This is a genomic window from Streptomyces drozdowiczii, assembly GCF_026167665.1.
Classification (GTDB): domain Bacteria; phylum Actinomycetota; class Actinomycetes; order Streptomycetales; family Streptomycetaceae; genus Streptomyces; species Streptomyces drozdowiczii_A.
In genome coordinates, this window is record NZ_CP098740.1 from 2,340,044 (window position 1) to 2,364,841 (window position 24,798).

Annotated in this window: 23 protein-coding genes and 2 tRNA genes; 10 read left to right on the forward strand and 15 right to left on the reverse strand. The window is 71.9% G+C overall.

Going from position 1 to position 24,798, the window contains the following annotated elements; translation table 11 throughout:
- Positions 1 to 3: 3 nt before the first annotated feature.
- The 6 genes from NEH16_RS10330 to NEH16_RS10355 all read right to left on the reverse strand — a co-directional run bounded on the left by NEH16_RS10330 (position 4) and on the right by NEH16_RS10355 (position 5,529).
- Positions 4 to 1,272 (reverse strand): HD-GYP domain-containing protein, encoded by a 1,269-nt coding sequence (locus tag NEH16_RS10330; protein ID WP_265541541.1) that lies wholly within the window; start codon positions 1,270 to 1,272, stop codon positions 4 to 6.
- A complete protein-coding gene (locus NEH16_RS10335; protein WP_265541543.1) occupies positions 1,269 to 2,633 on the reverse strand; it encodes an HD-GYP domain-containing protein in 1,365 nt (454 codons plus the stop codon). Before NEH16_RS10335 ends, NEH16_RS10330 begins: the two co-directional genes overlap by 4 nt.
- A gap of 109 nt (positions 2,634 to 2,742) precedes the next feature.
- Positions 2,743 to 3,063 (reverse strand): mycothiol system anti-sigma-R factor, encoded by a 321-nt coding sequence (gene rsrA, locus NEH16_RS10340; RefSeq protein WP_073964051.1) that lies wholly within the window; start codon positions 3,061 to 3,063, stop codon positions 2,743 to 2,745.
- Entirely contained in the window at positions 3,060 to 3,716 is a 657-nt protein-coding gene (locus tag NEH16_RS10345; protein ID WP_018105559.1) for a sigma-70 family RNA polymerase sigma factor, read from the reverse strand. Before NEH16_RS10345 ends, rsrA begins: the two co-directional genes overlap by 4 nt.
- Positions 3,717 to 3,999: 283 nt before the next feature.
- Complete coding sequence (locus NEH16_RS10350) at positions 4,000 to 4,668, reverse strand: alpha/beta hydrolase family protein (protein WP_265541546.1); 669 nt, start codon at positions 4,666 to 4,668, stop codon at positions 4,000 to 4,002.
- A 45-nt stretch (positions 4,669 to 4,713) separates the two neighbouring features.
- Positions 4,714 to 5,529, reverse strand: coding sequence for an SOS response-associated peptidase (locus NEH16_RS10355; RefSeq protein WP_265541547.1), 816 nt, complete (start codon positions 5,527 to 5,529; stop codon positions 4,714 to 4,716).
- A gap of 65 nt (positions 5,530 to 5,594) precedes the next feature.
- Here NEH16_RS10355 and NEH16_RS10360 point away from each other — a divergent pair, with 65 nt between their 5' ends.
- The 6 genes from NEH16_RS10360 to NEH16_RS10385 all read left to right on the forward strand — a co-directional run bounded on the left by NEH16_RS10360 (position 5,595) and on the right by NEH16_RS10385 (position 10,774).
- A complete protein-coding gene (locus tag NEH16_RS10360) occupies positions 5,595 to 6,308 on the forward strand; it encodes a M50 family metallopeptidase (RefSeq protein WP_073964055.1) in 714 nt (237 codons plus the stop codon).
- Positions 6,309 to 6,522: 214 nt separating this feature from the next.
- Entirely contained in the window at positions 6,523 to 7,872 is a 1,350-nt protein-coding gene (aroA, locus tag NEH16_RS10365; protein WP_265541549.1) for a 3-phosphoshikimate 1-carboxyvinyltransferase, read from the forward strand.
- Between the two features lie 3 nt (positions 7,873 to 7,875).
- A complete protein-coding gene (gene rsgA, locus NEH16_RS10370) occupies positions 7,876 to 8,892 on the forward strand; it encodes a ribosome small subunit-dependent GTPase A (RefSeq protein ID WP_073964057.1) in 1,017 nt (338 codons plus the stop codon).
- A 113-nt stretch (positions 8,893 to 9,005) separates the two neighbouring features.
- Positions 9,006 to 9,329: a DMT family transporter gene (locus tag NEH16_RS10375; protein WP_073964058.1), complete on the forward strand. Its 324-nt coding sequence runs from the start codon at positions 9,006 to 9,008 to the stop codon at positions 9,327 to 9,329.
- A 57-nt stretch (positions 9,330 to 9,386) separates the two neighbouring features.
- A complete protein-coding gene (gene hisN / locus NEH16_RS10380) occupies positions 9,387 to 10,187 on the forward strand; it encodes a histidinol-phosphatase (RefSeq protein WP_073964059.1) in 801 nt (266 codons plus the stop codon).
- 185 nt (positions 10,188 to 10,372) lie between these two features.
- Positions 10,373 to 10,774 (forward strand): CBS domain-containing protein, encoded by a 402-nt coding sequence (locus tag NEH16_RS10385; RefSeq protein ID WP_265541558.1) that lies wholly within the window; start codon positions 10,373 to 10,375, stop codon positions 10,772 to 10,774.
- A gap of 65 nt (positions 10,775 to 10,839) precedes the next feature.
- Here the strand turns inward: NEH16_RS10385 and NEH16_RS10390 are convergent, their stop codons facing one another.
- Positions 10,840 to 12,291, reverse strand: coding sequence for a catalase (locus NEH16_RS10390; protein WP_265541560.1), 1,452 nt, complete (start codon positions 12,289 to 12,291; stop codon positions 10,840 to 10,842).
- Positions 12,292 to 12,468: 177 nt separating this feature from the next.
- On the opposite strand from NEH16_RS10390, the gene NEH16_RS10395 reads away from it, so the two are divergent.
- Positions 12,469 to 12,888, forward strand: coding sequence for a Fur family transcriptional regulator (locus tag NEH16_RS10395; protein WP_073964061.1), 420 nt, complete (start codon positions 12,469 to 12,471; stop codon positions 12,886 to 12,888).
- A 100-nt stretch (positions 12,889 to 12,988) separates the two neighbouring features.
- Here the strand turns inward: NEH16_RS10395 and NEH16_RS10400 are convergent.
- The 4 genes from NEH16_RS10400 to NEH16_RS10415 form a co-directional block, all read right to left on the reverse strand.
- Positions 12,989 to 13,062 (reverse strand) — tRNA-Met (locus NEH16_RS10400).
- A 93-nt stretch (positions 13,063 to 13,155) separates the two neighbouring features.
- A complete protein-coding gene (locus NEH16_RS10405) occupies positions 13,156 to 15,228 on the reverse strand; it encodes a tetratricopeptide repeat protein (RefSeq protein WP_265541564.1) in 2,073 nt (690 codons plus the stop codon).
- A 292-nt stretch (positions 15,229 to 15,520) separates the two neighbouring features.
- Positions 15,521 to 15,594 (reverse strand) — tRNA-Met (locus NEH16_RS10410).
- 52 nt (positions 15,595 to 15,646) lie between these two features.
- The gene (locus NEH16_RS10415) at positions 15,647 to 18,634 is read right to left on the reverse strand and encodes a UPF0182 family protein (RefSeq protein WP_265547131.1); all 2,988 of its coding nucleotides are present in this window, start codon (positions 18,632 to 18,634) and stop codon (positions 15,647 to 15,649) included.
- A gap of 128 nt (positions 18,635 to 18,762) precedes the next feature.
- On the opposite strand from NEH16_RS10415, the gene NEH16_RS10420 reads away from it, so the two are divergent.
- Entirely contained in the window at positions 18,763 to 19,332 is a 570-nt protein-coding gene (locus NEH16_RS10420) for a PPA1309 family protein (RefSeq protein ID WP_242441943.1), read from the forward strand.
- A 27-nt stretch (positions 19,333 to 19,359) separates the two neighbouring features.
- Here NEH16_RS10420 and NEH16_RS10425 read toward each other — a convergent pair whose 3' ends face one another.
- The 4 genes from NEH16_RS10425 to NEH16_RS10440 form a co-directional block, all read right to left on the reverse strand.
- A complete protein-coding gene (locus NEH16_RS10425; RefSeq protein ID WP_265541566.1) occupies positions 19,360 to 20,448 on the reverse strand; it encodes a YlbL family protein in 1,089 nt (362 codons plus the stop codon).
- A gap of 93 nt (positions 20,449 to 20,541) precedes the next feature.
- Positions 20,542 to 20,730 carry a hypothetical protein gene (locus tag NEH16_RS10430; RefSeq protein ID WP_073964066.1) on the reverse strand — a complete coding sequence of 63 codons (189 nt, stop codon included), beginning with the start codon at positions 20,728 to 20,730 and terminating at the stop codon, positions 20,542 to 20,544.
- 127 nt (positions 20,731 to 20,857) lie between these two features.
- Positions 20,858 to 21,319: a molybdenum cofactor biosynthesis protein MoaE gene (locus NEH16_RS10435; RefSeq protein WP_073964862.1), complete on the reverse strand. Its 462-nt coding sequence runs from the start codon at positions 21,317 to 21,319 to the stop codon at positions 20,858 to 20,860.
- 90 nt (positions 21,320 to 21,409) lie between these two features.
- Positions 21,410 to 22,552, reverse strand: a complete 1,143-nt coding sequence (locus NEH16_RS10440) for an SDR family oxidoreductase (RefSeq protein ID WP_073862917.1) — start codon at positions 22,550 to 22,552, stop codon at positions 21,410 to 21,412.
- A 189-nt stretch (positions 22,553 to 22,741) separates the two neighbouring features.
- Here NEH16_RS10440 and NEH16_RS10445 point away from each other — a divergent pair, with 189 nt between their 5' ends.
- Positions 22,742 to 24,208, forward strand: a complete 1,467-nt coding sequence (locus tag NEH16_RS10445; RefSeq protein WP_265541574.1) for a zinc-dependent metalloprotease — start codon at positions 22,742 to 22,744, stop codon at positions 24,206 to 24,208.
- Positions 24,205 to 24,753 carry an NUDIX hydrolase gene (locus NEH16_RS10450; RefSeq protein WP_265541576.1) on the forward strand — a complete coding sequence of 183 codons (549 nt, stop codon included), beginning with the start codon at positions 24,205 to 24,207 and terminating at the stop codon, positions 24,751 to 24,753. The genes NEH16_RS10445 and NEH16_RS10450 overlap by 4 nt, the downstream gene beginning before the upstream one ends.
- Positions 24,754 to 24,798 lie beyond the last annotated feature (45 nt).

A 24,798-nucleotide genomic window follows, 5' to 3' on the forward strand; every position in this document is an offset into this window, starting at 1 on the left:
CGGTTACCCGGGCGGGACGGGGGTCAGACCGCCCCGGGCCAGAACGCGCGCCAGGGACTCCACCACCTGCGGCTGGTAGTCGTGCCCGGTGCCGAGCCTGAGCTGTTCCAGCGCACCCAGTGGCCCCGAGAGGCTTTCCCCGCTGAGGTCGTCGTATGCATTCACCGCCCGGACGATCCTGGCGGACAGCGGCTGCTCGCGGTAGGGGTCGGCCTGCCGCTCTACCACGACGGCCACCTTCGCGTCCACCCCGGTCTGCCGGACCACCGCACCTCCGAGCAGCGCGATCCGGCGCTGCTCGGCGGCCGGCAGCAGGGCCGTCGCCCCGTCCGGCACCGGGTCGACCAGGGAGAGCTGGCCGATGTCGTGCATCAGCGCCGCGTACTCCAGGACGATGAGCTCCGGCCCGGTCAGGCCCATCTCGCGCCCGACGGCCGTGCACAGCTCGGCCACCCGGCGGGCGTGGCCGTGCGGGGTGTACCCGGCGATCTCGGTGGACCGGGCGAGCGAGGCGATGGTCTGCCGGTACGTGGTGCGCACGGCGGCGAACCTGCGGTACGAGAGCTGGGTGAGCAGCAGCGGTACGCAGAGCACGGGCAGCGCCCACAGCCCGGCGGCGGCCACCCCGAGCGCCATGACCGCGCCGGTCGCGCAGACGGCCGAGCCGATGCCGGTGAGCGCCCGCAGCTCGTCGCGGAGCAGCGGGCCGTACGGTGCGGGGGTGGCCCGGGAGCCGCGCGGCAGGGTGCGGGCGCGCAGCAGGAGCGCGGCGAGCACGGCGTCGCACAGGGCGGTCAGGCCGAGCAGCAGGAGCAGGAAGGCCGCGTAGTACGGACCGTCGCCGAACCACTGCTCGCTGAGGCCCGCGTTGTACAGCGGCTGGAAGCAGACCGCCGCGAAGGTCACGGTGAGCATCCGCCGGGCCACCTGGTCGGCGCCCGGCCCGTCGCCCCGCGCCAGCTGCGGCACCGAGGCGACGAGCTGGGCGGCGGCGAGGACCGCGACGACCTGGAGGACCCCGTGGCTGGTGGGCTGCCCGCCGCTGCGCCCGAGCAGGGCGTACGCGAGGGCCCCGGCGGCGCCGAGGGGCGCGGGCTCCCGCTCCCCGGGCAGGGCGCCCCAGCGGGCCAGCTCCCCGATGGTGATGAGGGCGCCGAAGGCGAGGGCGTGCCCCGGATCGTGGACGCCCCGCCACAGCGTGTGACCGAGCCCGGCGGCGGCGAGGACGAGGGCGACGCCGCGCACGGCGAGGGTGGCGGGCCCCGGGGTCACCGGGGGTCCTCGGTTCCTTCGGGCGGCCGGGGGCTCAGCGGTGCGGGGACGGGCCCGGCACCGTCCGCCTCGCGCGGCGGCGGCAGCTGCGCGTCGTCCGCCGTGACCGCCCCGAACCAGCCGTACCGCTCCAGGCCGCGCGCCAGGGCCCGCACCATCTGGGGGTCGAACTGCGTGCCCGCGCACCGCTTCAGCTCCTCCACGGCGACCGGGACCGGCCGGCCCCGCCGGTAGGAGCGGGTCGAGGTCATGGCGTCGAAAGCGTCGGCGACGGCGACGATGCGGGCGCATTCGGGGATGCCCCGGCCGGAGAGCCCGTACGGGTAGCCGCTGCCGTCGAGGCGTTCGTGGTGGTGCAGGATCGCGGCCCTGGCCTCGCCGAGGAAGCCGATGCCCCGGACGATCTCGTGCCCGTACTCCGGGTGCAGCTCGATGACGCGCCGCTCCTCGGGGGTGAGCGGGCCGTCCTTGCGCAGGACGCGGGTGGGGACGCCCAGCTTGCCGACGTCGTGCAGGATGCCGGCGAACCGGAGGACTTCGACGCGTTCCCGGTCGAGGCCCAGTTCGTGCGCGATGAGGACGGAGGCGCGGCCGACGCGTTCGCTGTGGCCCCGGGTGTAGGTGTCCTTGATGTCGACGGCCTGGACGAGCGCCCTGATGGTGGCCCGGTGCGCGGCGTGCTCGCGGTGGTACTGGGCGTAGACCCAGCAGGAGATGTACATGGGCAGCAGCACGAAGAGCGCGGCGAGCGGCCCGTACGGGCTGTTCCAGAGGACGGCCATCATCAGCCCGGCGAGGCCGTGCACCAGGTGGGGGGCGAGGGAGCGCGGCAGGAGCCCGCGCCAGGCCCGGCGGACCGGCAGCTGCTCGGCGACGAGCAGGATCGAGCCGTCGAGGGCGGCGAGCACGGCGCTGAAGGCGAGGGCCGCCGCGCAGACGGGCAGCAGCGCGTAGGGCAGGTCGGGCGGGCTGCCGAGCGCGGCGGGCCCGCCGAGCAGCGCGTGGACGCGGGCGGCCGCCCAGACGGCGACGGCCAGTTCGGCGGCGCGCCAGATCCGGCGGGCGGCGGCGGGCGGTTTGCCGGCCCGGCCCACGAGGGAGCCGGGGACGGCGACGAGCGCCGCCGCCTGGGGCGGCAGCAGGAAGGCGGCGGCGAGCAGCAGCGGGAAGAAGGACCCCGCGCCGATGAAGCCGACCGGGAAGGGGCGGCGGCCGAGGAGTTCGCAGGCGAGGTAGAGCCCGGCGAGCAGGGCGAGGGTGGTCCACGGGGTGCCGGGGCGCAGGGCGGGCGCGGCGCACAGGGCCGCGCCGAGGGCGACGGCGCCGATATGGGCCCGCGCCGCCCCGCGTGTGGCTCTCACCCTGGCTCGCCCCCCAGCTCCGCTCGTGAAGGGGCCACGCTAACGAGCGGGGCGATCCGGGCGGGTGCCGTTGGGGGCGATTAGCACGTTCGGGTGAAGCGCGGGAGGTTTACTCCTTGGCGGCGCTCGGTACCTCGGGGCCGGAGACCGTGACGTCCTGTTCCGGCACCGCCTGTCCCGAGCGGATGAGGTCGATGCGGCCCATCACCTTGGAGCGCAGGTCGGCCGGCACGTCGTCCTGGCCGCAGCAGCGCTTCACCAGCTTCTTGACGGCCTGTTCGAGGCCGTACTTCTCCAGGCACGGGGAGCACTCGACGAAGTGCTCCTCGAACTTGGTGCAGTCGCTGTCGGGCATCTCCCGGTCGAGAAACTCGTAGAGGTGGTCGAGAACCTCTGCGCACTCCGTCTCGTGCGGCTCTCCGCAGCTCATGAGCCCGAGCCTTTCCGATCGTCCGACTCCCCGGCGCCGGCGGGGACGAGCCCGCGGTCACGGGCGTAGTCCTCCAGCATGCCGCGCAGTTGGCGGCGGCCCCGGTGCAGTCGGGACATCACCGTACCGATGGGAGTCCCCATGATGTCCGCGATCTCCTTGTAGGCAAAGCCCTCGACATCGGCGAGATAGACCGCGATGCGGAACTCCTCGGGGATCGCCTGCAACGCGGACTTCACGTCCGAGTCGGGCAGGTGGTCGAGGGCCTGGGACTCGGCGGAGCGCAGTCCGGTCGACATGTGCGACTCGGCGCGGGCCAGCTGCCAGTCCTCGATCTCCTCGGCGGCACTGCGCTGGGGTTCGCGCTGCTTCTTGCGGTACGAGTTGATGAAGGTGTTCGTGAGGATGCGGTACATCCACGCCTTGAGGTTGGTGCCCTCACGGAACTGGTGGAAGGAGCCGTACGCCTTGGCATACGTCTCCTGGACCAGGTCCTCGGCGTCCGCGGGATTGCGCGTCATGCGCAGGGCTGCCGAGTACATCTGGTCGAGGAAACCGAGGGCGTCGCGCTCGAAACGCGCGTTGCGCTCGGCCGTCGTCTCCTGCGGGCGGCCGTCGTCGGTCCCTGTGTCGGTCCCTGTGACCGGACCCACCTCCTCCAACGCTGGGGCGGAGCCGAAACCGGACCCGCTCGAATCGGAGAATAGTCGACCTTGGTCCGGCGCGGGCTGTCGATCCGTTCCGCCGAGTGACCGCTCGGGAGTGGTCGTGGCCGCGTGCAGGACCGTCCACTCCAGGTCAGCGGCGTTCGAGCGACGCGGGCAGATGGTCGAACCCATGCGACGGACTCCCTCTCCACTTACGACGTTGGCGTACCGATGTCCCTCACAACAGCGGCCTCCCGCCGGGCATTCCCGGGCGCGCGAGGGGCCCGCGTCACGCCATTTCCCCCAGCCATTCGGCGACGGACGTGGTGAGGATCTCCATCGCCCGCTCCTCGGTGAGCCCGGACCGCTTCGGTACGGAGAAGCCGTGGTCGCCGTACGGCACTTCGGTGATCCGGTAGTCGCCGGGCGGGAATTCGGCGGGCTTCCCGAAGGGGTCGTTGCCGCCCTGGACGACGAGCGCGTCCACCCCGCAGCCCAGCAGCTCGTCGGCCCGGCTCTTCTCGGGGCGGCCCGGCGGGTGCAGCGGGAAGCTGAGCGCCAGGACCGCGCGGGCGCCGAGTTCGGCGGCGGTACGGCAGGCCACGCGGGCCCCGGCGCTGCGTCCCCCGGCGACGACCGGCAGGCCGGGCGCGGCAAGGGCCGGCCAGAGTCCGCGCCAGCCGGTGTCCAGGGTCTTCGGGGCGGGCGCGAGCTTCTTGCCGGCCACCCGCCAGGGCTGCTCCACGAGGGCGACGGTCACGCCGTGCGGGGGCAGGGCGGCGCCGAGGGCCCTGAGGTCGCGGGCCTCGATGCCGCCTCCGGCGCCGTGGCCGAGGGCGAGCACGAGGCGCGGGGCGGGGGCGGCGAGCCAGGTGATGCGGGCGGTGCCGGTGTCGGTCTCGACGGTCTCGGCGCGGGGGTGGCGGCGTCGGTGTTCACGGAGCCATCCAACCAACACCCGGTGGGCGGTACGGGGATGGCGCGGGGCCCCGTCGCGTACGGCTCAGAAGAGGGTGCTCACCTCGGGCTCGGCCAGCTCGTCCTTCAGCTCGGGGCCGTTGTTGCGGACGTTGCTGACGGCGGTCGCGACCGGGTAGGCGCGCATCAGGCCGGGCGGCGGCGGTGCGAGCAGGGCGCGCAGCTCCTCGATGTCGGTGCGCGAGGGGTCCAGCCAGTCGTCCCAGCGGTCCGGGGTGAGCATCAGCGGCATCCGGGGGTGGATGTCGGAGAGCGAGGCCGGTCCGTCGGCGGGGGCGACGGCGAGCGGATGGGTCTCCGCCTCGGTGGTGATCACCGAGCAGGTGACCCACCACGCCTGCGGGTGGTCCTCGGGCAGGGTGCGGTCGCGCCAGAACTCGTACAGTCCGGCCATCGCGAAGACCGAGCCGTCGGCCGGGGTCACGAAGTAGGGCTGCTTGCGGGGGCGCTTGCGGCGCCCCTTCTCCTCCAGCTGCCGTTCCTCGGCGCCGGTCACCCACTCGTAATAGCCGTCGGCGGGCAGGATGCAGCGCCGGGAGACGAAGGGGCGGCGGAAGGACGGCTTCTCGTGGACGGTCTCGGCGCGGGCGTTGATCATCCGGGCGGCGCCCTCCGGGTTCTTCGCCCAGGACGGGACGAGCCCCCATTTCAGTGCCCGCAGCTGGCGAACCGGACGCTGGTCGTCCGCGTCTTTCACAGGACGTTCCAGTACGGCGTAGACCTCCTTGGTCGGCGCCACGTTGTAATCGGGCTCCAGCGTCTCGGCCGGTTCCCACTTCTCCACCTGGAAGAGTCCGGTCAGGTCCTCGGGCCGCCGACTCGCTGCATACCGTCCGCACATAAGTGCCAGACTGCCACGACCGCCGTCCCGAACGGACCCCGATCCGGTAAGGAGCCGCCCGCCCCATGGACAGCACCGATCTCGGCAACCTGTGGGACCGCGTCACCGGCACCCAGCCCGCCCCGGAGCAGTGGCTGGTGGTGGTGACCGCGACGGCGGCGCTCATCGCGGTCGTGCCGAACATCCTGTGGCGGATGTCCCGGAACGCGATCACCATCGCGCACGAGGGCGGCCACGGACTGGTCGCCCTGCTCTCCGGCCGGCAGCTCTCGGGCATCCGGCTGCACTCGGACACCAGCGGGCTGACCGTGAGCCGGGGCAAGCCGACCGGGATCGGGATGGTGCTGACCGCGGCGGCCGGCTACACCGCGCCCTCGCTGCTCGGGCTGGGCGGCGCCTGGCTGCTGGTGGACGGCCGGATCACGCTGCTGCTGTGGGTGGCGACGGCGCTGCTCGCGGTGATGCTGGTGATGATCCGCAATGTGTACGGGGCGCTGACGGTGATCCTCACCGGATCGGTGTTCCTGCTGGTCTCGTGGCTGGCCTCGCCCGCCTGGCAGTCGCTGTTCGCGTACAGCGCGGTGTGGTTCCTGCTGCTGGGCGGCGTACGCCCGGTCTTCGAGCTCCAGTCGAAGCGGCGGCACGGCGGGGCGCCGGACTCGGACGCCGACCAGCTGTCCCGGCTCACGGACGTCCCGGCGGCGCTGTGGCTGTTCCTCTTCCACGCGGTGTCGCTGTGCTCCCTGATCGGCGGCGGCCGCTGGCTGCTGGGGCTGTGACCGGGCTCACTGCGGGTCAAACCTCTAGGTCCTGTCCGGAGTTCCCCGTCGTCCGCGCGGAGCGCGGGCGCAGCGGCGGTCGGTGCGTGCGATCGGTGTGCGGGGTCGCAGGTCATGTGGCGGAGCCACCTGTCCTGCGACCCCGTGCGGCGAGCGTGCGTGCCGGGCGTCGGGGCGCAGGCGGGGAACTCCGGACAGGACCTAAAGTGTGCGCATGACCGAAAGTGCCGTGCACCCCGCCCTCTGGCCCGCCCCCCTCGCGAGCGGGGCCGTCGACGCGACCGTTACCGTGCCCGGTTCCAAGTCGGTCACCAACCGTGCGCTGGTGCTCGCCGCGCTCTCCTCGGAGCCGGGCTGGCTGCGCCGCCCGCTGCGCTCCCGGGACACCCTGCTGATGGCGGACGCGCTCCGCGCGATGGGCGTACGCATCGAGGAGACGGTGTCCTCCAGCTCCGCGGCGACCGGCGCGACCGCCGGGGCGGACTCCTCGGGCGAGGCGTGGCGGGTCATCCCGGCCCCGCTGCACGGCCCGGTCACCGTGGACGTCGGCAACGCCGGTACGGTCATGCGCTTCCTGCCCCCGGTGGCCACGCTCGCCGACGGACCGGTCCGTTTCGACGGCGACCCCCGGTCCTACGAGCGCCCGCTGACCGGGGTGATCGACGCGCTGCGGGTCCTCGGCGCCCGGATCGACGACGACTCCCGGGGCTCGCTGCCGATGACCGTGCACGGCGGCGGCGCGCTGGACGGCGGCCCGGTTTCGATCGACGCCTCCTCGTCCTCCCAGTTCGTCTCGGCGCTGCTGCTGTCCGCGCCCCGCTTCAACCAGGGCGTGGAGGTCCGGCACACCGGCGACCGCCTCCCCTCCATGCCGCACATCCGGATGACCGTGGACATGCTCCGGGCCGTCGGCGCGCAGGTGGACGAGCCGGAGACCGGCGGCGAGCCGAACGTCTGGCGGGTCTCCCCCTCGGCGCTCCTCGGCCGCGACCTGACCGTCGAGCCGGACCTGTCCAACGCCCAGCCGTTCCTGGCGGCGGCGCTGGTCACGGGCGGCCGGGTGACCATCCCGGACTGGCCCACCCGCACCACGCAGCCCGGTGACGCGCTGCGCGACATCTTCACCGCGATGGGCGGCAGCTGCGAACTCACCGAGCAGGGGCTGACCTTCACCGGCTCCGGCCGGATCCACGGCATCGACGTGGACCTCTCCGAGGTCGGCGAGCTGACCCCGGGCATCGCCGCCGTCGCCGCCCTGGCCGACTCCCCCTCCACGCTGAGCGGCGTCGCCCATCTGCGGCTGCACGAGACGGACCGGCTGGCCGCGCTCACCAAGGAGATCAACGAGCTCGGCGGCGACGTCACCGAGACGGCGGACGGCCTGCACATCCGCCCGCGCCCGCTGCACGGCGGCACCTTCCATACGTACGACGACCACCGGATGGCCACCGCGGGGTCGATCATCGGCCTGGCCGTCCCCGGAGTGGAGATCGAGAACGTGGCGACGACCGCCAAGACCCTGCCGGACTTCCCGCAGATGTGGACCGGAATGCTCGGGGCCTGAGACATGCGCCGCTACGGCAAGAACCCCGACGAGGACGACATCCGCGTCCGCCCCAACCGCAAGGGCAACCGCCCGCGCACCCACATCCGGCCCAAGCACGAGGACGCCGAGGACGGCATGGTCCTCACCGTGGACCGGGGCCGCCTCACCGTCCTGGTCGGCGACCGCACGATCGTCGCGATGAAGGCCCGCGAGCTGGGCCGCAAGGCCGCGGTGGTGGGCGACACCGTCTCGCTCGTCGGCGACCTGTCCGGCGACAAGGACACCCTCGCCCGGATCGTCCGGATCGGTGAGCGGCGTTCGGTGCTGCGCCGGACGGCGGACGACGACGACCCGTTCGAGCGGGTGGTCGTGGCCAACGCGGACCAGCTGGCGATCGTGACCGCGCTGGCCGATCCGGAACCGCGTCCGCGCATGATCGACCGGTGCCTGGTCGCCGCGTACGACGGGGGGCTCTCCCCGCTCCTGGTGCTGACCAAGTCCGACCTGGCCTCCCCGGACCAGCTGCTGAGCGCGTACACCCCGCTGGGGGTGCCGTTCGTCGTCACCAGCCGCGAGGAGCTGGAGAACGGGGACGCGGCCGACCGGGTCCGCGAGCAGCTCGACGGCCGGGTGACGGCCTTCGTCGGGCACTCGGGCGTCGGCAAGACCACGCTGGTCAACGCGCTGGTGCCGAAGGAGAAGCGGCGCACCACGGGGGTCGTGAACGCGGTGACCGGGCGGGGCCGGCACACCACCACCTCCGCCCTGGCGCTGCCGCTTCCCGGCTATCGGGGCTGGGTGATCGACACCCCCGGGGTGCGCTCGTTCGGGCTGAACCACATCGACCCGTCGCGGGTCATCAACGCCTTCCCGGACCTCCAGCCCGGTACGGAGGAGTGCCCGCGCGGCTGCACCCACGACAGCCACGAACCGGAATGCGCGCTGGACGCCTGGGTGGCGGCGGGGCACGCGGACCCGGCGCGGCTGGACTCGCTGCGTCGGCTGCTCTCGACCCGGAACAGGCGCGAGGGCGACTGAGCGGCGACCGGGCCGGGCACGTTTGCGATCACTCGCTTCCGGTAAGTGCATAATCACGCCCAGCGGCACCGGCCCCGGTGCGGAGCGGTCGGCGATGCGGGAGGGTGCGGACGATGGCATGGCTGCTGGTCGTGGTCGCGGGACTTCTGGAGACCGGGTTCGCGGTCTGCCTGAAGCTCTCGCACGGCTTCACCCGGCTCTGGCCGACCATCGCGTTCTGCGTCTTCGCGCTCGGCAGCTTCGGTCTGCTGACCCTGTCGCTGAAGAAGCTCGACGTCGGGCCCGCGTACGCGGTGTGGACCGGCATCGGCGCGGCGGGGACGGCCATCTACGGCATGATCTTCCTCGGTGACGTGGTCTCCACGCTCAAGCTGGTGTCGATCTCGCTGGTGATCCTCGGCGTGATCGGCCTCCAGCTCTCCGGCTCCGCCCACTGACCGCCGCCCCCAGGGCCCGTGTGGCCCGGCTCACCGGCGGGTCGATACTGTGACGGCATGCCCGATTACCACGATGATCTCCGCCTGGCCCACGTACTGGCGGACGCCGCCGACGCGGTGACGATGGACCGGTTCAAGGCTCTGGACCTCAAGGTCGAGACCAAGCCGGACATGACGCCGGTGAGCGAGGCCGACAAGGCCGCCGAGGAGTTGATCCGGGGCCACCTGCACCGGGCGCGCCCGCGCGACGCGATCCTGGGCGAGGAGTACGGCATCGAGGGCTCGGGCCCGCGGCGCTGGGTGATCGACCCGATCGACGGCACCAAGAACTACGTGCGGGGCGTGCCCGTCTGGGCGACGCTGATCTCGCTGATGGAGGCCGGGGAGAACGGTTTCCAGCCCGTCGTGGGCGTGGTCTCGGCGCCCGCGCTGAACCGGCGCTGGTGGGCCGCGAAGGGCTCGGGCGCGTACACCGGCCGCAGTCTGACCTCCGCGACCCGGCTCCAGGTCTCCAGCGTGGAGCGGATCGCGGACGCCTCGTTCGCGTACTCCTCGCTGACCGGCTGGGAGGAGCAGGGCCGGCTCGACGGCTTCCTGGACCTGACCCGGGCCTGCTGGCGCACCCGGGGTTACGGGGACTTCTGGCCGTACATGATGGTCGCCGAGGGGTCCGTGGACATCTGCGCGGAGCCGGAGCTCTCGCTCTGGGACATGGCGGCGAACGCGATCGTCGTCCAGGAGGCGGGCGGCCGGTTCACCAGTCTGGACGGTGTGGACGGGCCGGGCGGCGGGAACGGCGCGGCGTCGAACGGTGCCCTCCACCGCGAGCTGCTGGGGTACCTGAACCAGCGTTACTGAGTGCGCTCCGCCCGCAGGGCGGCGTAATGAGCATGCGAGGGGCGCGCGGCGGGTCCGCGCGCCCCTTTTGTGATCTTCGCGACCCCTTGTCGTCCTTCCGTATCGGTGCAACTCTAAGCATTCCCCCACTTGTGAACTTGTGAATCGGCTCACGCAGTCGCTTCACCGAGGAGGTGGCACTCTTCATGCTCGTCCGTGACGCCATGAGCACGATGGTCCTCACCATCGGCCCGGCCCATACGCTGCGCCAGGCCGCCCGGCTGATGTCGGCCCGCCGGATCGGGGCGGCCGTCGTCCACGACCCCGATACCTGCGGGCTCGGCATCCTCACCGAGCGCGACATCCTCAACGCCGTCGGCGCGGGTCAGGACCCCGACACCGAGACGGCCTCCGCCCACACCACCACCGACGTGGTCTTCGCCGCCCCCGAGTGGACGCTGGAAGAGGCCGCGGCGGCCATGACGCACGGCGGCTTCCGCCATCTGATCGTCCTCGACAACGGCGGCCCGGTCGGCGTCGTCTCGGTCCGCGACATCATCCGCTGCTGGTCCCCGGCCCGCCCCCGCCCGGCCGAGCTGGTCGGCTGACCGCCCCCGCACATGCGACCGGCCCGGCCCCGGGTGCGGGGCCGGGCCGGTACGGCCGAGGGGACTCAGGCGCGCAGCGCCTGCACGGCCGCCTCCAGCCGCTTGCCGAAGTCCTCGTCGGCACGGCGGAAGTTGCCGATCGCCCGCTCGGCGATGTCGTCGCGCGAGACCTTCGCGATGAAGCCGGACAGGTTGTCGACCAGCCGGACCTTCTCGGCCTCGGTCATGAGCCGGTAGAGGTTCCCGGCCTGCACGAAGTCGTCGTCCTCGGCGTGGCGCGGGGTCTCGTGGTTACCCGTGACGCCCGCGACCGGGACGGCGCCCGAGAGCGGCCGGCCCGTCTCGGCGGGGCCGCCGAAGCTGTTGGGCTCGTAGTTCTTCGCGCCCTTGTGGCGGCCGTCGTACAGGTAGCCGTCCCGGCTGTTGGTCCGCGCCTCGGTGGCGTGCGGGCGGTTCACCGGGAGGTGGTCGGCGTTGATGCCGACGCGGTAGCGGTGCGCGTCGCCGTACGCGAAGAGTCGGCCCTGGAGCATCTTGTCCGGGGACGGACCGATGCCGGGGACGAAGTGCGCCGGGCTGAAGATCGACTGCTCGACCTCGGCGAAGATGTTCTCCGGGTTGCGGTTCAGCTCCAGCTTGCCGATCTCGACCGGCGGGTAGTCCGCGTGCGGCCACACCTTGGTGAGGTCGAACGGGTTGAAGCGGTACGTCGCCGCCTCGGCCGCCGGCATGATCTGCACCTGCACCGTCCAGGACGGGAAGTCCCCGCGCTCGATCGACTCGCGCAGATCCCGCTGGTGGCTGTCCGGGTCCACGCCGGAGAGGCGGACGGCCTCCTCGGTGGTGAGGTTCTTGATGCCCTGGTCGGTCTTGAAGTGGTACTTGATCCAGAAGACCTCGCCGGCCTCGTTCTGCCACTGGTAGGTGTGCGAACCGAAGCCGTCCATGTGCCGGTACGAGGCCGGGATGCCCCGGTCGCCGAAGAGCCAGGTCACCTGGTGGGTGGACTCGGGCGAGAGCCCCCAGAAGTCCCACACGTTGTCCGCCTCCTGGGAGCCGGTGTACGGGTCGCGCTTCTGGGTGTGGATGAAGTCGGGGAACTTGATGGCGTCCCGGATGAAGAACACCGGGGTGTTGTTGCCGACGAGGTCGTAGTTGCCGTCCTCGGTGTAGAACTTCAGCGCGAAGCCGCGCGGGTCGCGCGCGGCGTCGGCCGAGCCGAGGTTGCCCGCGACGGTGGAGAAGCGCAGGAACGTCTCGGTCTGCTTGCCGACCTCCGAGAGGAACTTCGCCCGCGTCCACCGCGACACGTCGCGGGTCAGCGTGAAGGTCCCGTACGCGCCGGCGCCCCGGGCGTGCACCACGCGCTCCGGGATGCGCTCGCGGTTGAAGTGCGCCAGCTTCTCCATCAGCAGCTGGTCCTGCACCAGGACCGGGCCGCCGGTCCCGGCGGTCTCGCTGTTCTGGTTGTCGGCGACCGGTGCGCCTGCCTCCGTGGTGAGCGGTCCCTGCGTCACTGCGCGCCTCCTGCGTCGTTTCCGCACGTCATGCCTTCATGCCGTGCCCTGCGTCCGGCCTTCCTGTCCTCCGGCCGACGCCGTAAGTGATCCTACATTGGACAAAGTCCAAGTCAACTGAGCATCCAAAGTCGCACCTATTCAAGACCTGGCCCGTGCGCTGCTAGAATGGCGCCCATGAGTGACCTGCTGGAACGACTTCGAGGACGTGGCTGGCGCATGACCGCGCAGCGGCGCGTCGTGGCCGAGGTCCTCGACGGGGACCATGTGCACCTGACCGCCGACGAGGTCCATGCCCGCGCGGTGGCCAAGCTGCCCGAGATCTCCCGCGCCACCGTCTACAACACGCTGGGCGAGATGGTGAGCCTCGGCGAGGTCATCGAGGTCTCCACCGACCGCCGCGCCAAGCGCTACGACCCCAACGCGCACCGCGCCCACCACCACCTGGTGTGTGCGCAGTGCGGCGCCATCCGCGACGTGCACCCGTCGGGCGACCCGCTGGCGGACCTGCCGGCCGGCGAGCGCTTCGGCTTCACCGTCTCCGGAGTCGAGCTGACCTACCGGGGCATCTGCCCGGACTGCGCCGCGACGGCCTGAACACGCCGGAACCGCCCCCTCGCCGGGGGCGGTTTTCGCGTGCGCGCGCACATACGACCGAGGGCCGGATCTTCGAAAAGATCCGGCCCTCGGCCTTCAGTAGCGGGGACAGGATTTGAACCTGCGACCTCTGGGTTATGAGCCCAGCGAGCTACCGAGCTGCTCCACCCCGCGTCGTTGTGTTCACAACCCTACGGGACGTCCCGGACCAGTGCAAATTCGTTTGTGCGGCCGCCCGGCGCGGGGCGGCTCGGCCGCCCCCGGGGCTCACGCCGTCAGCTCCTGGTGCAGGGCCTCGCGCAGCCGGGCCGCGCGCTCCGCGACCTCCGCCGGGCCCAGCTCGACCGCCCGCGCGCACCAGCGCTGCCCCTCCGCCAGCTCACCGCGGCGCGCGGCGAGCAGGGCGAGCCGCAGCGCGGCCCGTCCGTGGCCGTCGGCGGCGGCCCGGGTCCACCACAGGGCGGCCTCGCGCTCACTGCCCTCGCGGGCGAGGAGCAGGCCGAGGTTGAACGCCCCGTTGCGGCTGCCGGACTCGGCCGCCTCCCGGTACCAGTGCCCGGCGCTCTCCACATCGCCCCGGGAGGCCGCGAGCATGCCGACGCGGACCTGGGCGCGGCGGTGCCCCTGCTCGGCGGCCCGCTCGTACCACTCCTCGCACTCGGTCTTCTCGGGCAGCGGCTCGCCCAGCGCGGGCGGCCCGGGCGGCGGCTGCCGCGCGTCGAGCAGCCCGGCCAGCCGGAAGGCCGCCTCCGCGCTGCCGCCGCCGGCCGCGCAGCGCAGATGGCGCTCGGCCTCCTGCTCCTCGCCGTGGTGCAGGAGCGCCATGCCGACCTGGAGCGCCGCCTCGGTGTGCCCGGCCGCGGCGGCCCGCTCGTACCAGAGGAGGGCGGTGCGGTCCTCGTCGCGCCCGGCGTAGAGGATGCCGAGGTTGAAGGCGGCGTCGACGCTGCCCGCCTCGGCCGCCTTGGAGAACCAGGGCTCGGCGCCGGCCGGGTCGCCGGCCTGGAGGAGGAGCACGGCGAGCGCGTTGGCGGCCTCGCGGTGGCCCGCGTAGGCGGCGCGGCGGTACCACTGCTCGGCCTGGGCGGTGCGGTCCTGGGCGGCGCAGAGCAGCCCGAGGTTGTACGCGCCGTTGACGTCGCCCGCGTCCATCGCCGCCCGGTACCAGCGTTCGGCGGTCTGCTGCTCGCCCCGGGCCGCGTGCAGCGCGCCGAGGGCGTTCGCGGCGTTGCCGTCGCCGTCCTGGGCGGCGCGCAGCCACCACACGGCGGCGCTCTCCCGGTCGCCCGCGTCGCGCAGCAGGAAGCCGAGGGCACAGGCGGCCCGGGCCTCACCGGCCTTGGCGGAGATGAGGTACCAGCGGCCGGCCTCCTTGAGCTCGCCGCGCTGTTCGAGGATGGCGCCGAGGTGCAGGGCGGCGCGCCGGTGTCCGCGCGCGGCGGCCTGCCGGTACCACTGCTCGGCCTCGCCGCCGCGCGCGTGGTCGGGGCCGGCGACCGGGCCGTCGGGCGCGGCGGTGCGGCGGGGCGCGGCGGGCTCGGCGCCGGTGCGCGGGCCCAGGCCGGGGCGGCCGAAGACCTCGTGCGCGGCGTCGGCGGCGTTGCGCTCCAGGAGGCGCGCCAGGCGATAGGCCGCCTCGCGGTGGCCCTGTTCGGCGGCGGCGCGCAGCCAGCGCTCGGCGCCGACGTCGCTGCGGTGCTCCAGGAGGTCGGCGAGGGCGTAGGCGCCGAGCGCGTGGCCCTGCTCGGCGGACTGGCGCAGCCAGTACTCGGCGGCGGGCTCGTCCCCGCGCTCGCGGAAGTGCCGGCCCAGGGCGTGCGCGGCGGCGGCGGAACCGGCCACGGCGGCGGTCCGCCACCAGCCGGCCGCCTCGTCCGGGTAGCCGCGCTGGTGCAGCAGCACGCCCAGGTTGTTGGCGGCGGCCCGGTCGCCGTCGGCGGTGGCGCCCCGCAGGTAGGGCTCGGCGCCGGCGAGGTCGCCCCGGCGCAGGAGCAGCGCGCCGAGCACGCTCATCGACGCGGTGTCACCGGCGTCGGCCGCGCGGCGGTGGCGGGCCTCGGTCTCCGCGCCGTCCGCGCTCGCCTCGGCCTCCGCCCGCACGGCGTTCTCCACGCCGTCGGCGGTCTCGATGGTCTCTGCGGTCTCGGCGGTCGCGGCACTCTCCGCGTTCTCGGCGTTCTCGGAAGTCTGGGCGTTCTCGGGAGTCTGGGCGTGGTCGAAAGCCTGGGCGTGATCGAAAGTCAGGCTGTGACCGAAAGTCTGGGCGGTCCGGGCGGTCTCGGTGCTCTCGATGGTGTCTTTGTACTGCGCGGCGGCAGCGGCAAACACCACATCCGCCATCTTTTCCGCCGGATGGACGTGACCCCGCGCAAACCGCCCTGTCTTCAACAGAGTTGACCTGTCCCCCATAAATACCATCGTCGCACCACCTGTAACCCGCGTACACCTGGTATATCGCGGTCAGTGACGTCACTTCAGCGTTTTGTCGACATGCCCACAGAGAGACAAGTCAAACACGTCCCCGGCCAACTCGTGCCCCGCGAACCGCACTTCACGCCCACCTTGCGCAACAGGCCACCACGGCACGACGAAGGCCCGGATCCCCTGGAGGATCCGGGCCTTCGTCTTTCAGTAGCGGGGACAGGATTTGAACCTGCGACCTCTGGGTTATGAGCCCAGCGAGCTACCGAGCTGCTCCACCCCGCGTCGTTGTGTTCAAACCGTACCACGACGCGGAGGTGGAGCTTTACCGGGTTACTCAGCCTCCGCCCGCATCGCCCGCTTTGTCCGAAGCGCTGGCCTGATCGGCCTTGTCGGCCTTGTCACCCTGGTCGGTCTTATCGGCCTTGCCGTCATCGGACTTGTCGGCCTTGCCGTCGCTGTCCGCCTTGGACTGGGCCGCGGCCGCCCGCTCCAGCGCGTCCTGGAGATCGGTCTGCGCCTTGCCGTAGGCCGCCCAGTCCTGCTTCTTCAGGGCCGCCTCGCCTTCCGTGTACGCCTTCTGGGCGTCCGCGATGGCCTTCTTGAGCGCGGCGTCGCCGGTGGCCGGCGGCTGGCTGGTGTCCGGCGGCTCGGTGGTGTCGCCCGGTGGCTCGCTCGTATCCGAACCCTCGGCGCCGAACACGGCGTTCAGGGCCTCGCCGAGGCTGTTCTCGAAGACGATCTTCGAGCCGTACGAGGCGGCGACCTTGCGCAGCAGCGGGTAGTTCTGCGTGCCACCGCGCGTGTAGACCGGCTCGATGTAGAGGAAGCCCCCTTCGAGCGGCACCGTCAGCAGGTTGCCGTACTCGATGTCCGAGTCGGTGCCCTTGAGGTTTCTCACGAACTCAGCGACGTCGTCGTTGCCGTTGAGCTCACTCTGTACCTGGCCGGGGCCCTTCACCGCACCGGTGACTCTCAGGAGCCTTATGGTGCCGTAGTCCTTGCTGGCCGCGTCGGCGTCCACCGCCATGAACGCCCCGAGGTCGGGCCGCCCCTTCGGGGTGAACGTCGTGGTCAGCGAGAACTTCTGGGCCGTCTGACCCGGCATCTTTATGCTCAGGTAGTACGGCGGGACGGAGCCGGACTCCTTGTTGGTCGGGTCGTCCGGGACCTGCCAGGCGTCACTGCCGCTGTAGAACTGGGCGGGGCTGGTGACGTGGTAGCGGGTCAGCAGCTCGCGCTGCACCTTGAACAGGTCCTGCGGGTAGCGCAGGTGGTCCATGAGGTCCTGCGGGATGTCCGCCTTGGGCTTCACGGTCCCGGGGAACGCCTTGCGCCAGGTCTTCAGGACCGGGTCCTCGGTGTCCCACTCGTACAGCGTGACCGTGCCGTCGTACGCGTCGACGGTGGCCTTCACCGAGTTGCGGATGTAGTTGACCTGGTTCTGCTGGGCGACGACCGCGCGCTGGTTGGTGGTCAGCGAGTCGGCCGTGGTGTCACCGAGCGTGGTGCGCGAGGCGTACGGATAACCGTTGGTCGTCGTGTAGGCGTCGACCACCCACTGGATGCGCTTGTTGACCACGGCCGGGTAGGCATCGCCGTCGATGGTGAGCCAGGGGGCCACCGCCTCGACGCGCTCCTTGGGCGTGCGGTTGTAGAGGATCCGCGAACCGTCGCCGATGGCGCCCGAGTACAGGATCTGCGGCTCGCTGAACGCCACGGCGTACGCGGCGCGGTTGAACGTGTTGGAGAGACTGACCCCGCTGTCGCCCTTGTAGCTGGTGGTCTTCTCGCCGTCCTCCTCGTAGTCGAGCTCCTTCTGGGGCCCGCCGACGATGGAGTACTGCTCGGTCTTCTCGCCGTAGTAGATCTCCTGCTTGTACGTGCCCAGGTCGCCGGTGGTCGGCAGTCCGGACTCGGTGAAGTCGGGAGATCCCTTCGGGTTCTTGCCGGTCGTGGTCCCCCGGGCGGCGATGGCGCCGTAGCCGTGGGTGTAGGTGAAGTGGTCGTTGATCCAGTTGCGCTTGGGGATGCCCTGGATGTTGAGCTCGCGCAGACCGATGACCGTGTCCTGCTCCTTGCCGGCGTCGTCCTTGTAGCGGTCGACGTCCAGCGTCTTGGGGAACTGGTAGTAGTTCCTCTTCTGCTGGAGCTGCTGGAAGGCGGGCGAGACGACGTTGGGGTCCATCACTCGGTAGCTGGCCGCGTCGTTCGCCGCGGCCCGGAGCTTGGCGTCGTCGTCCTCGGTCGACTTGCCCGTGTAGTCCGAGACCTGCGCGTCATCGATGTCGTACGCGTTGCGCGTCGCCTCGATGTTCTTCCGGATGAACGGGGCTTCCTTGGCCTGCTCGTTCGGCTGGACCTGGAACTTCTGCACGATCGCCGGGTAGAGGCCGCCGATCAGGATGGCCGAGAGCACCATCAGGCCGAAGCCGATGACCGGCAGCTGCCAGGTGCGCCGCCAGAGCGTCGCGAAGAACAGCACGGCGCAGATCGCGGCGATGCAGAACAGGATCGTCTTCGCCGGGAGGTACGCGTTGGCGTCGACGTACCGCAGACCCGTCCAGTTGTCCGTGGCCTTGAAGTCACTGGACTTCACCGCCAGGCCGTACCGGTCGAGCCAGTACGCCACGGCCTTCAGCGCGACGAAGACGCCGAGCAGCACCGACAGATGGCCGGTGGCCGCACCCGTCGCCCGCGCGCCGGGGCTGGTGACGCGCAGCCCGCCGTACAGGTAGTGGGTCAGGGCGGCGGCGATCAGCGAGAGCACCGTGGCCGCGAAGCCGAAGCCCAGCAGGAAGCGGTACCAGGGCAGGTCGAAGGCGTAGAACGACACGTCCAGATGGAACTGGGGGTCCTTCTGGCCGAACGACACGCCGTTCACGTACATCAGCCACGTCCGCCACTGACCCGAGGCGGAGGCACCGGCGATCAGACCGACCAGCGCGGTGACCGCGAGCAGCACCCACTTCTTGTACGGGGCGAGGCCCATCCGGTAGCGGTCGAGGCTCTGCTGCTCCAGCGACATCGCGCTCAGCGGCGGCCGGAGCCGGTGCGCGAGCCAGATGTTCAGGCCGACGGCCAGGGCCATCAGCAGTCCGAAGACGAGGAACAGCCCGATCTTGGTCCACAGGGTGGTGGTGAAGACGGACGAATACGCGACCGACCTGTACCAGAGCCAGTCCGTCCAGAACCCGGCGAACATGACGAACGCCATGGCGAGAATCGCCAGGACGCCCAGAGTCATGAGCAGGGTTCGGGCGCGCCGGGACGGGCGGCCGACTCTGATCCGTGGCCCGGTCGGGCCTCCGCCGCGGTCCGGCATCTGGAAAGCCAACGTGCGCACCTCGAAGTTCGCGGGTCGTGTGGAGCGGGCCCAGCGATCGTAGAGCCCATCCCTTCAACTTACTGATGCTTTACCTAGTTCCCGTTCCGGGGGCGGAAGGAGGCAGGATGTTGCCCATGTCCAACGTTTCCCCCTCAGGCCCTCCGATGGCCGCGAGCCCGCTCACCGTCGCGGTGCTCGAAATCGATGAGTACGTCTCCACCCTCGGCTGGGACCAGCCGGCCCGCCTCTTCGCCCTGGTCGACACCGCGCGGCTGCGGGCCCAGGAACCGGGCCTCGCCGCCCAGCTCGGCCTCGACGACGACGGCGCGAAGGCCGCCGCCCTGACCCCCGTCGAGCAGGAGGAGCTGCCCGCGGGCACGGCGCTGGACGAGTTCCTCGCCACGATCGCCTGGCCCGATGCGGTCGCCGGGTGCGCGATGACGGTGGAGCGCCTGATGCTGCCGCCGTCCGCCGAGGCGTCCGTGCCGGACGGGCTGGACGACAAGCGGCTGACCAAGTGGGTCGCCGAGCACCCCGACCGGCAGGAGGTGCGGATGACCGTGGCCGTCCTGCGGGACGGGGCGCGCGAGTCCGCCGTGCGTCTGCGTGAGAAGGACTCGGCGAGCGAGGTGCTGACCGGTGCCGGTCTCGTGCCGGGGCTGGCCGAGGCGCTGGCGGCCACCTTCGAGTCCTGACCGCCGCCGTGTGTCGCGGGGGCGCGGTCAGCTCGCCGAGCAGCTCGGCAGCCCGGCCGTGTCCCCCGCACGGAGCTTGTCCAGGGACTTCTTGGCGTCGTCGATGTTCTTGACCCGGATCAGGGTGAGCCCGTCGGGGGTGTCCGCCGCGGCGGACTCGCAGTTCTCGTCGGGGGTCAGGAAGTAGCGTGCGCCCGCGTCGCGCGCGCCGACCAGCTTCATGGTGATCCCGCCGATCGGGCCGACCTTGCCGTCGTCGTCGATGGTGCCGGTTCCGGCGATGAACTTGCCGCCCGTCAGCTGCCCCGGGGTCAGCTTGTCGAGGATGCCCAGGGAGAACATCAGCCCCGCGCTCGGGCCGCCCACGTCGGCGAGCTTGATGTCGATGTCGAAGGGGAAGGTGTGGTCGGTCCCCGCCTGGATGCCGACGATCGCCCGGTCCTCCTTGGGGGCCTTCACGGTGGTGAGGGTGACCTTCTCGGTGCCCACGGGCTCCTTGCCGGCCTTCTCGGCCGCCGCCGCGGTCTTGGCCGGGATCACGGTGAAGGTGACGTCCTGGCCGGGCTTGCGCTTGGTGACCAGCTTCGCCACGTCCTCGGGCTTCCCGACCGCGCTGCCGTCGACGTTCTTGATGACGTCGCCCGCGTGCAGCTTGCCCTGCGCGGGGCTGTCCTTGACGACGCTGGAGACCACGACGTGCGAGGTGACCGGGATGTTCAGCTCCTTGAGGGCCGCGACCTTGGCGCTCTCCTGGGACTGGCTGAACTCCTCGGCGTTCTCCTGCGTCGACTCCTCCTCGGTCTTGCCGTCCGGGTAGAGGGTGTCGTGCGGGACGACGACACTGTCGTGGCCCAGCCAGCCGGAGACGGCCTCGACCAGATTCATGCTGTAGTCGGCACCGGTGACGCGGACGGTCGTCATGTTGAGGTTGCCGGACGTCTTGTACGTCTTGTGGCCCGTGATCCGCAGGACGGGGTCGCCCTCGACGTCACCGAGCGTGTTCACCGTCGGACCGGGAGACATCTCCGCGTACGGCACTTTGATCAGCACGCCCGCGCAGAGCAGCGCGATCAGGATCAGCGTGGAGGCGAGCATCGTCGCGGTGCGGCGTGGCATGGAACGACAGTACGGGAAGGGTCTGTCAGTGCACCGCCGGGGCCGGTCCGTACGGGGCCAGGGGCGGGCGGGGTGGGGACGCCGGACGCGGCCTCAGGCGTTCGATATCTGCTCCACCGGTTCCGAACCGGAGTGCGACTTCTCCATGGCTTCGCGGAACTTCGCGTACCCGGCGAGTTCGGTGACGTCACCGGTGGTGCGGTTGCGGGCGGCCCAGCCGCCCCATATCGCAGCGCCGAACGCGGCGAAAACCGGAATCAACAACCAGGCGAGCGCTGCCATGCCGACCTCCCTACCCCCTGATGCGGCCGACTGGCCGATCAGCAGATTAACCATCTGGAAAACCAACGCTCGTGGCAGGGGTGCGGTTACGCAAATCGGGGCGGATGCCCGCCGTTCCGGTTTGCGATCAGCAGGCGCCGACCCACTCCTCGGTGCCGTCCGAGAAGCGCTGGTGCTTCCAGATCGGAACCTCGTGCTTGAGGTCGTCGATGAGCTTGCGGGAGGCCGCGAACGCCTCCGCGCGGTGCGGGCAGGAGACCGCCACGACGACCGCGATGTCACCCACCCGCAGTTCACCCACTCGGTGGACGGCGGCCAGCGCCCGGACCGGGAAGTCCGCGACGACCTTCTCCGCCACCCGGCGCAGCTCCTCGGCGGCCGAGGGGTGGCAGGAGTAGCCGAGGCCGTCGACATCCTGTCCGCCGTCGTGGTCACGCACGGTGCCGACGAAGAGGGTGGTGCCGCCCGCGGCGTCGTCACCGACCGCCCGGAAGACCTCGTCCACCGACAGCGGCGTGTCACGGATGTCCAGCAGCCGGATCGGGTCCCGCGCCGTCTGCTCGCCGGGGTGGTCGTAGGTGAGTGCCATGACCCCCATCGTGCCGTACCGCACCGACAAGACGGAATTGCCGATTCACCCGGCGGGCCGCGCCCCGTCTTGGAGCCTCCTACAGGGTGCTCAGATGCGGCGGCGGGCCTTGCGGGCGCGGCGCACCAGGGCCGCGGTGCCCAGCAGGGCGACGGTCGCCCCGGCGGCTCCGGCGGCGGTGGCGTCCTTGCGGCCGAGGCGGCGGCCGGCGACGGTGTGGCGTCCCTCCACCTCCTCCAGGAGCGCGGCGAGCACCTCCTCGTTGGTCCAGGCCGGGCGCCAGCCCGCGTCGTGCAGCCGGCTCACGCTGACCACCCAGGGGTGCATGGTGTACGCCAGATCGCCCGCGGGCGAGGGGGTGAGGCCGATCCGGTGCAGCCGGGCGGCGGCGCCCAGCGCGACGGCGGAGGGAAGCTCCATCCGGCGCACCCCGCTCAGCTCCTCGACCTCCTCCTGCTCCAGCCAGCCGTCGCAGCCGACCGCGAACTCCCCGTCGATCTTCTCCAGGGCGGCGTACTCCAGCGCCGTGACCAGGTCCTCGACGTGGCAGAACTGCCAGGCGGGCCGGGAACCGGCGACGACGAGCAGCCGGGGCGACTCGAAGTAGCGGGTCAGCGCGGTGTCCGTGCCGCCGACGAGCACAGCGGGGCGTACGACGGTGACGTGCAGCCCGGGGTGGGCGCGCGGGGCGCGGCGGCCGAGCCGTTCGATCTCCAGCAGGTCGCCGACGCCGGTGGCCTCGGCGGTGGCCCGCAGCTCCGCGTCCTCGGCGAGCGGGAGGTCGTTGTCGGGGAGCGCGCCGTAGACCATGGCCGAGGTGCACAGGACGACGCGGTGGACCCCGGCGGCCGCGGCGGCGGTCAGCACGGTCTGGGTGCCGCGCACGTTGTAGGCGGTGCGCGCGGCGGGGTCGGTCTCCAGGTCGAGGTCGAGCGCCAGGTGGACGACGACGTCCGCGCCGCGCAGCTTGTCGGCGATGGCGGGGTCGCGGACGTCCAGGAGGTGCCAGGTCGCGTCGGACACCTCGCCCCGGCGCTCGTCGATGGCGATGACCTGCTTGATCTCCTCGGAGGCGGCGAGGCGTGCGGTGAGCAGCTCACCGACCCCCGTCGCGGCTCCGGTGACGGCCACGACCGGACCGCGGCCTCTCGGGCGGCCGGGGACGGATTTCTTCTCGGGTGACGGGTCGGCCAGGTTTCGCGCTGCGCGAACCTGCGGATCTGGGGAACTCACCGGGCGTCTCCAGCGGTTGTCTTCAGTACGTACCCGCGTGACACGTACGTACCAGGTGGCGTCCATCCTGCCGCAGGGCCGGACCGGGCGGAGCACTGAGGCCCTGAGCGGACTTGGTGTCTACGCTGGATGGTGATGTCGGGCAGTCGCCGTCGGTTCCCCCGGCGGCCCTACGAGCCGAGGAAACCCGTGAGTGACACCCCATTCGGATTCGGCCTTCCGCCGGAGGAGCCGGACGACGGCGACAAGGGCAAGAAGAACGACCCCACCGGAGGTGGGCAGGGTTCGGGCGGTCCGGCGAACCCGTTCGGCTTCGGCCCCGGCGCGGGCGGTGACAACCCCTTCGCCGCCATGTTCGGCTCGATGAACCCGAACGACCTGGGCGCGGCCTTCCAGCAGCTCGGCCAGATGCTGAGCTACGAGGGCGGGCCGGTCAACTGGGACATGGCCAAGCAGATCGCCCGGCAGACGGTGTCCCAGGGCACGCCGGACGGCTCCAAGGACGCGAGCGTGGGCCCCGCCGAGCGCTCGGCGGTCGACGAGGCGCTGCGCCTGGCCGACCTCTGGCTGGACGGGGTGACCTCGATGCCGTCCGGTGCCATCTCCAGCGTGGCGTGGAGCCGCGCGGAGTGGGTCGAGGCGACGCTGCCGGCCTGGCAGCAGCTGGTGGACCCGGTCGCCGAGCGGGTGGGCCTGGCCATGGGCGATGTGCTGCCCGAGGAGATGCAGGCGATGGCGGGCCCGCTGATCGGCATGATGCGGTCGATGGGCGGCGCCATGTTCGGCCAGCAGATCGGGCAGGCCGTCGGTGTGCTGGCGGGCGAGGTGGTCGGCTCGACCGACATCGGGCTGCCGCTGGGCCCGGCCGGCCGGGCCGCGCTCCTCCCGCTGAACGTGGAGCGGTTCGGCAAGGACCTCTCCGTCCCGCAGGACGAGGTGCGGCTGTATCTGGCGCTGCGCGAGGCCGCCCACCAGCGGCTCTTCGCCCATGTCCCGTGGCTCCGCTCGCACCTGTTCGGAGCCGTCGAGGGTTACGCGCGCGGCATCAAGGTCGACACCAGCAAGCTGGAGGACGTGGTCGGCCAGTTCGACCCCTCGCAGCCCGAGCAGCTGCAGGAGGCCCTTCAGCAGGGCATGTTCCAGCCGGAGGAGACCCCGGAGCAGAAGGCGGCCCTGGCCCGCCTGGAGACGGCCCTCGCGCTGGTCGAGGGCTGGGTGGACGCGGTGGTGCACGCCGCCGCGAAGTCCCGGCTGACCTCGGCCGACGCGCTGCGCGAGACGATGCGCCGGCGCCGTGCGTCGGGCGGCCCCGCCGAGCAGACCTTCGCCACGCTCATCGGCCTCCAGCTGCGTCCGCGCCGACTGCGGGACGCCTCGCGGCTGTGGGCCTCGCTCACGGACGCGCGCGGTCTTGAGGGGCGCGACGCGCTGTGGGAGCACCCCGACATGCTGCCGACCGCTCAGGACCTGGACGATCCGGACGGCTTCGTCCACCACGAGCAGCTGGACTTCTCCGAGCTGGACAAGATGCTCGGCGAGGCGGCGAACGGCCCGAAGAAGCCCGAGCCGGGTGCGGACACCAAGGACACCAAGGACGCCGCGGACGACGCCACGGGCGAGGGCGAAGGCGACGGCAAGGACGACAGCGACAAGTGAGCCTGCACGACGACGCCGTCCTCGTACTCAAGGGTTACGGGGCGGGGACCGGCGCCGCCCAGGAGGAGCTGCGCGACGCCTATCTGGAGCACCTGGCGCACCATCCGGACGGCATGTGGAAGTCCTGCGGGGCCGGGCATCTGACGGCCAGCGCCCTGGTCGTGGACCCGGAGCGCGGCCGGGTGCTGCTCACGCTGCACCGGAAGCTGCGGATGTGGCTGCAGATGGGCGGCCACTGCGAACCCGGTGACACCACGCTCGCGGCGGCCGCGCTGCGGGAGGCTACGGAGGAGTCCGGGATCGCCGGGCTCACGCTGCTGCCGGGCGGGCCGGTGGTCCTGGACCGGCATCCGATCCCCGCGCCGTGCCACTGGCACCTGGATGTGCAGTACGCGGCGGTGGCGCCGTCGGGCGCGACGGAGAACATCAGCGACGAGTCGCTGGACCTGCGCTGGTTCGCGTACGAGGAGGTGGCCGGGGTCGCCGACGCCTCGGTGGTCCGGCTGGTGGAGCGTACGCGCGCGGTGCTGGAGGGCGGCCGGTAGCCACCCGTACGACGTGACGACAAGTAAGGGGCGGCCTCCTGGAGG

Bases quoted from the DNA above. Each gene is read 5' to 3' on its own strand.
- rsrA (WP_073964051.1), bottom strand. From the start codon at position 3,063: ATGAGCTGCGGAGAGCCGCACGAGACGGAGTGCGCAGAGGTTCTCGAC.
- NEH16_RS10355 (WP_265541547.1), bottom strand. From the start codon at position 5,529: ATGTGCGGACGGTATGCAGCGAGTCGGCGGCCCGAGGACCTGACCGGA.
- NEH16_RS10360 (WP_073964055.1), top strand. From the start codon at position 5,595: ATGGACAGCACCGATCTCGGCAACCTGTGGGACCGCGTCACCGGCACC.
- aroA (WP_265541549.1), top strand. From the start codon at position 6,523: ATGACCGAAAGTGCCGTGCACCCCGCCCTCTGGCCCGCCCCCCTCGCG.
- rsgA (WP_073964057.1), top strand. From the start codon at position 7,876: ATGCGCCGCTACGGCAAGAACCCCGACGAGGACGACATCCGCGTCCGC.
- NEH16_RS10375 (WP_073964058.1), top strand. From the start codon at position 9,006: ATGGCATGGCTGCTGGTCGTGGTCGCGGGACTTCTGGAGACCGGGTTC.
- hisN (WP_073964059.1), top strand. From the start codon at position 9,387: ATGCCCGATTACCACGATGATCTCCGCCTGGCCCACGTACTGGCGGAC.
- NEH16_RS10385 (WP_265541558.1), top strand. From the start codon at position 10,373: ATGCTCGTCCGTGACGCCATGAGCACGATGGTCCTCACCATCGGCCCG.
- NEH16_RS10395 (WP_073964061.1), top strand. From the start codon at position 12,469: ATGAGTGACCTGCTGGAACGACTTCGAGGACGTGGCTGGCGCATGACC.
- NEH16_RS10405 (WP_265541564.1), bottom strand. From the start codon at position 15,228: ATGGCGGATGTGGTGTTTGCCGCTGCCGCCGCGCAGTACAAAGACACC.
- NEH16_RS10415 (WP_265547131.1), bottom strand. From the start codon at position 18,634: ATGCCGGACCGCGGCGGAGGCCCGACCGGGCCACGGATCAGAGTCGGC.
- NEH16_RS10420 (WP_242441943.1), top strand. From the start codon at position 18,763: ATGTTGCCCATGTCCAACGTTTCCCCCTCAGGCCCTCCGATGGCCGCG.
- NEH16_RS10425 (WP_265541566.1), bottom strand. From the start codon at position 20,448: ATGCCACGCCGCACCGCGACGATGCTCGCCTCCACGCTGATCCTGATC.
- NEH16_RS10430 (WP_073964066.1), bottom strand. From the start codon at position 20,730: ATGGCAGCGCTCGCCTGGTTGTTGATTCCGGTTTTCGCCGCGTTCGGC.
- NEH16_RS10435 (WP_073964862.1), bottom strand. From the start codon at position 21,319: ATGGCACTCACCTACGACCACCCCGGCGAGCAGACGGCGCGGGACCCG.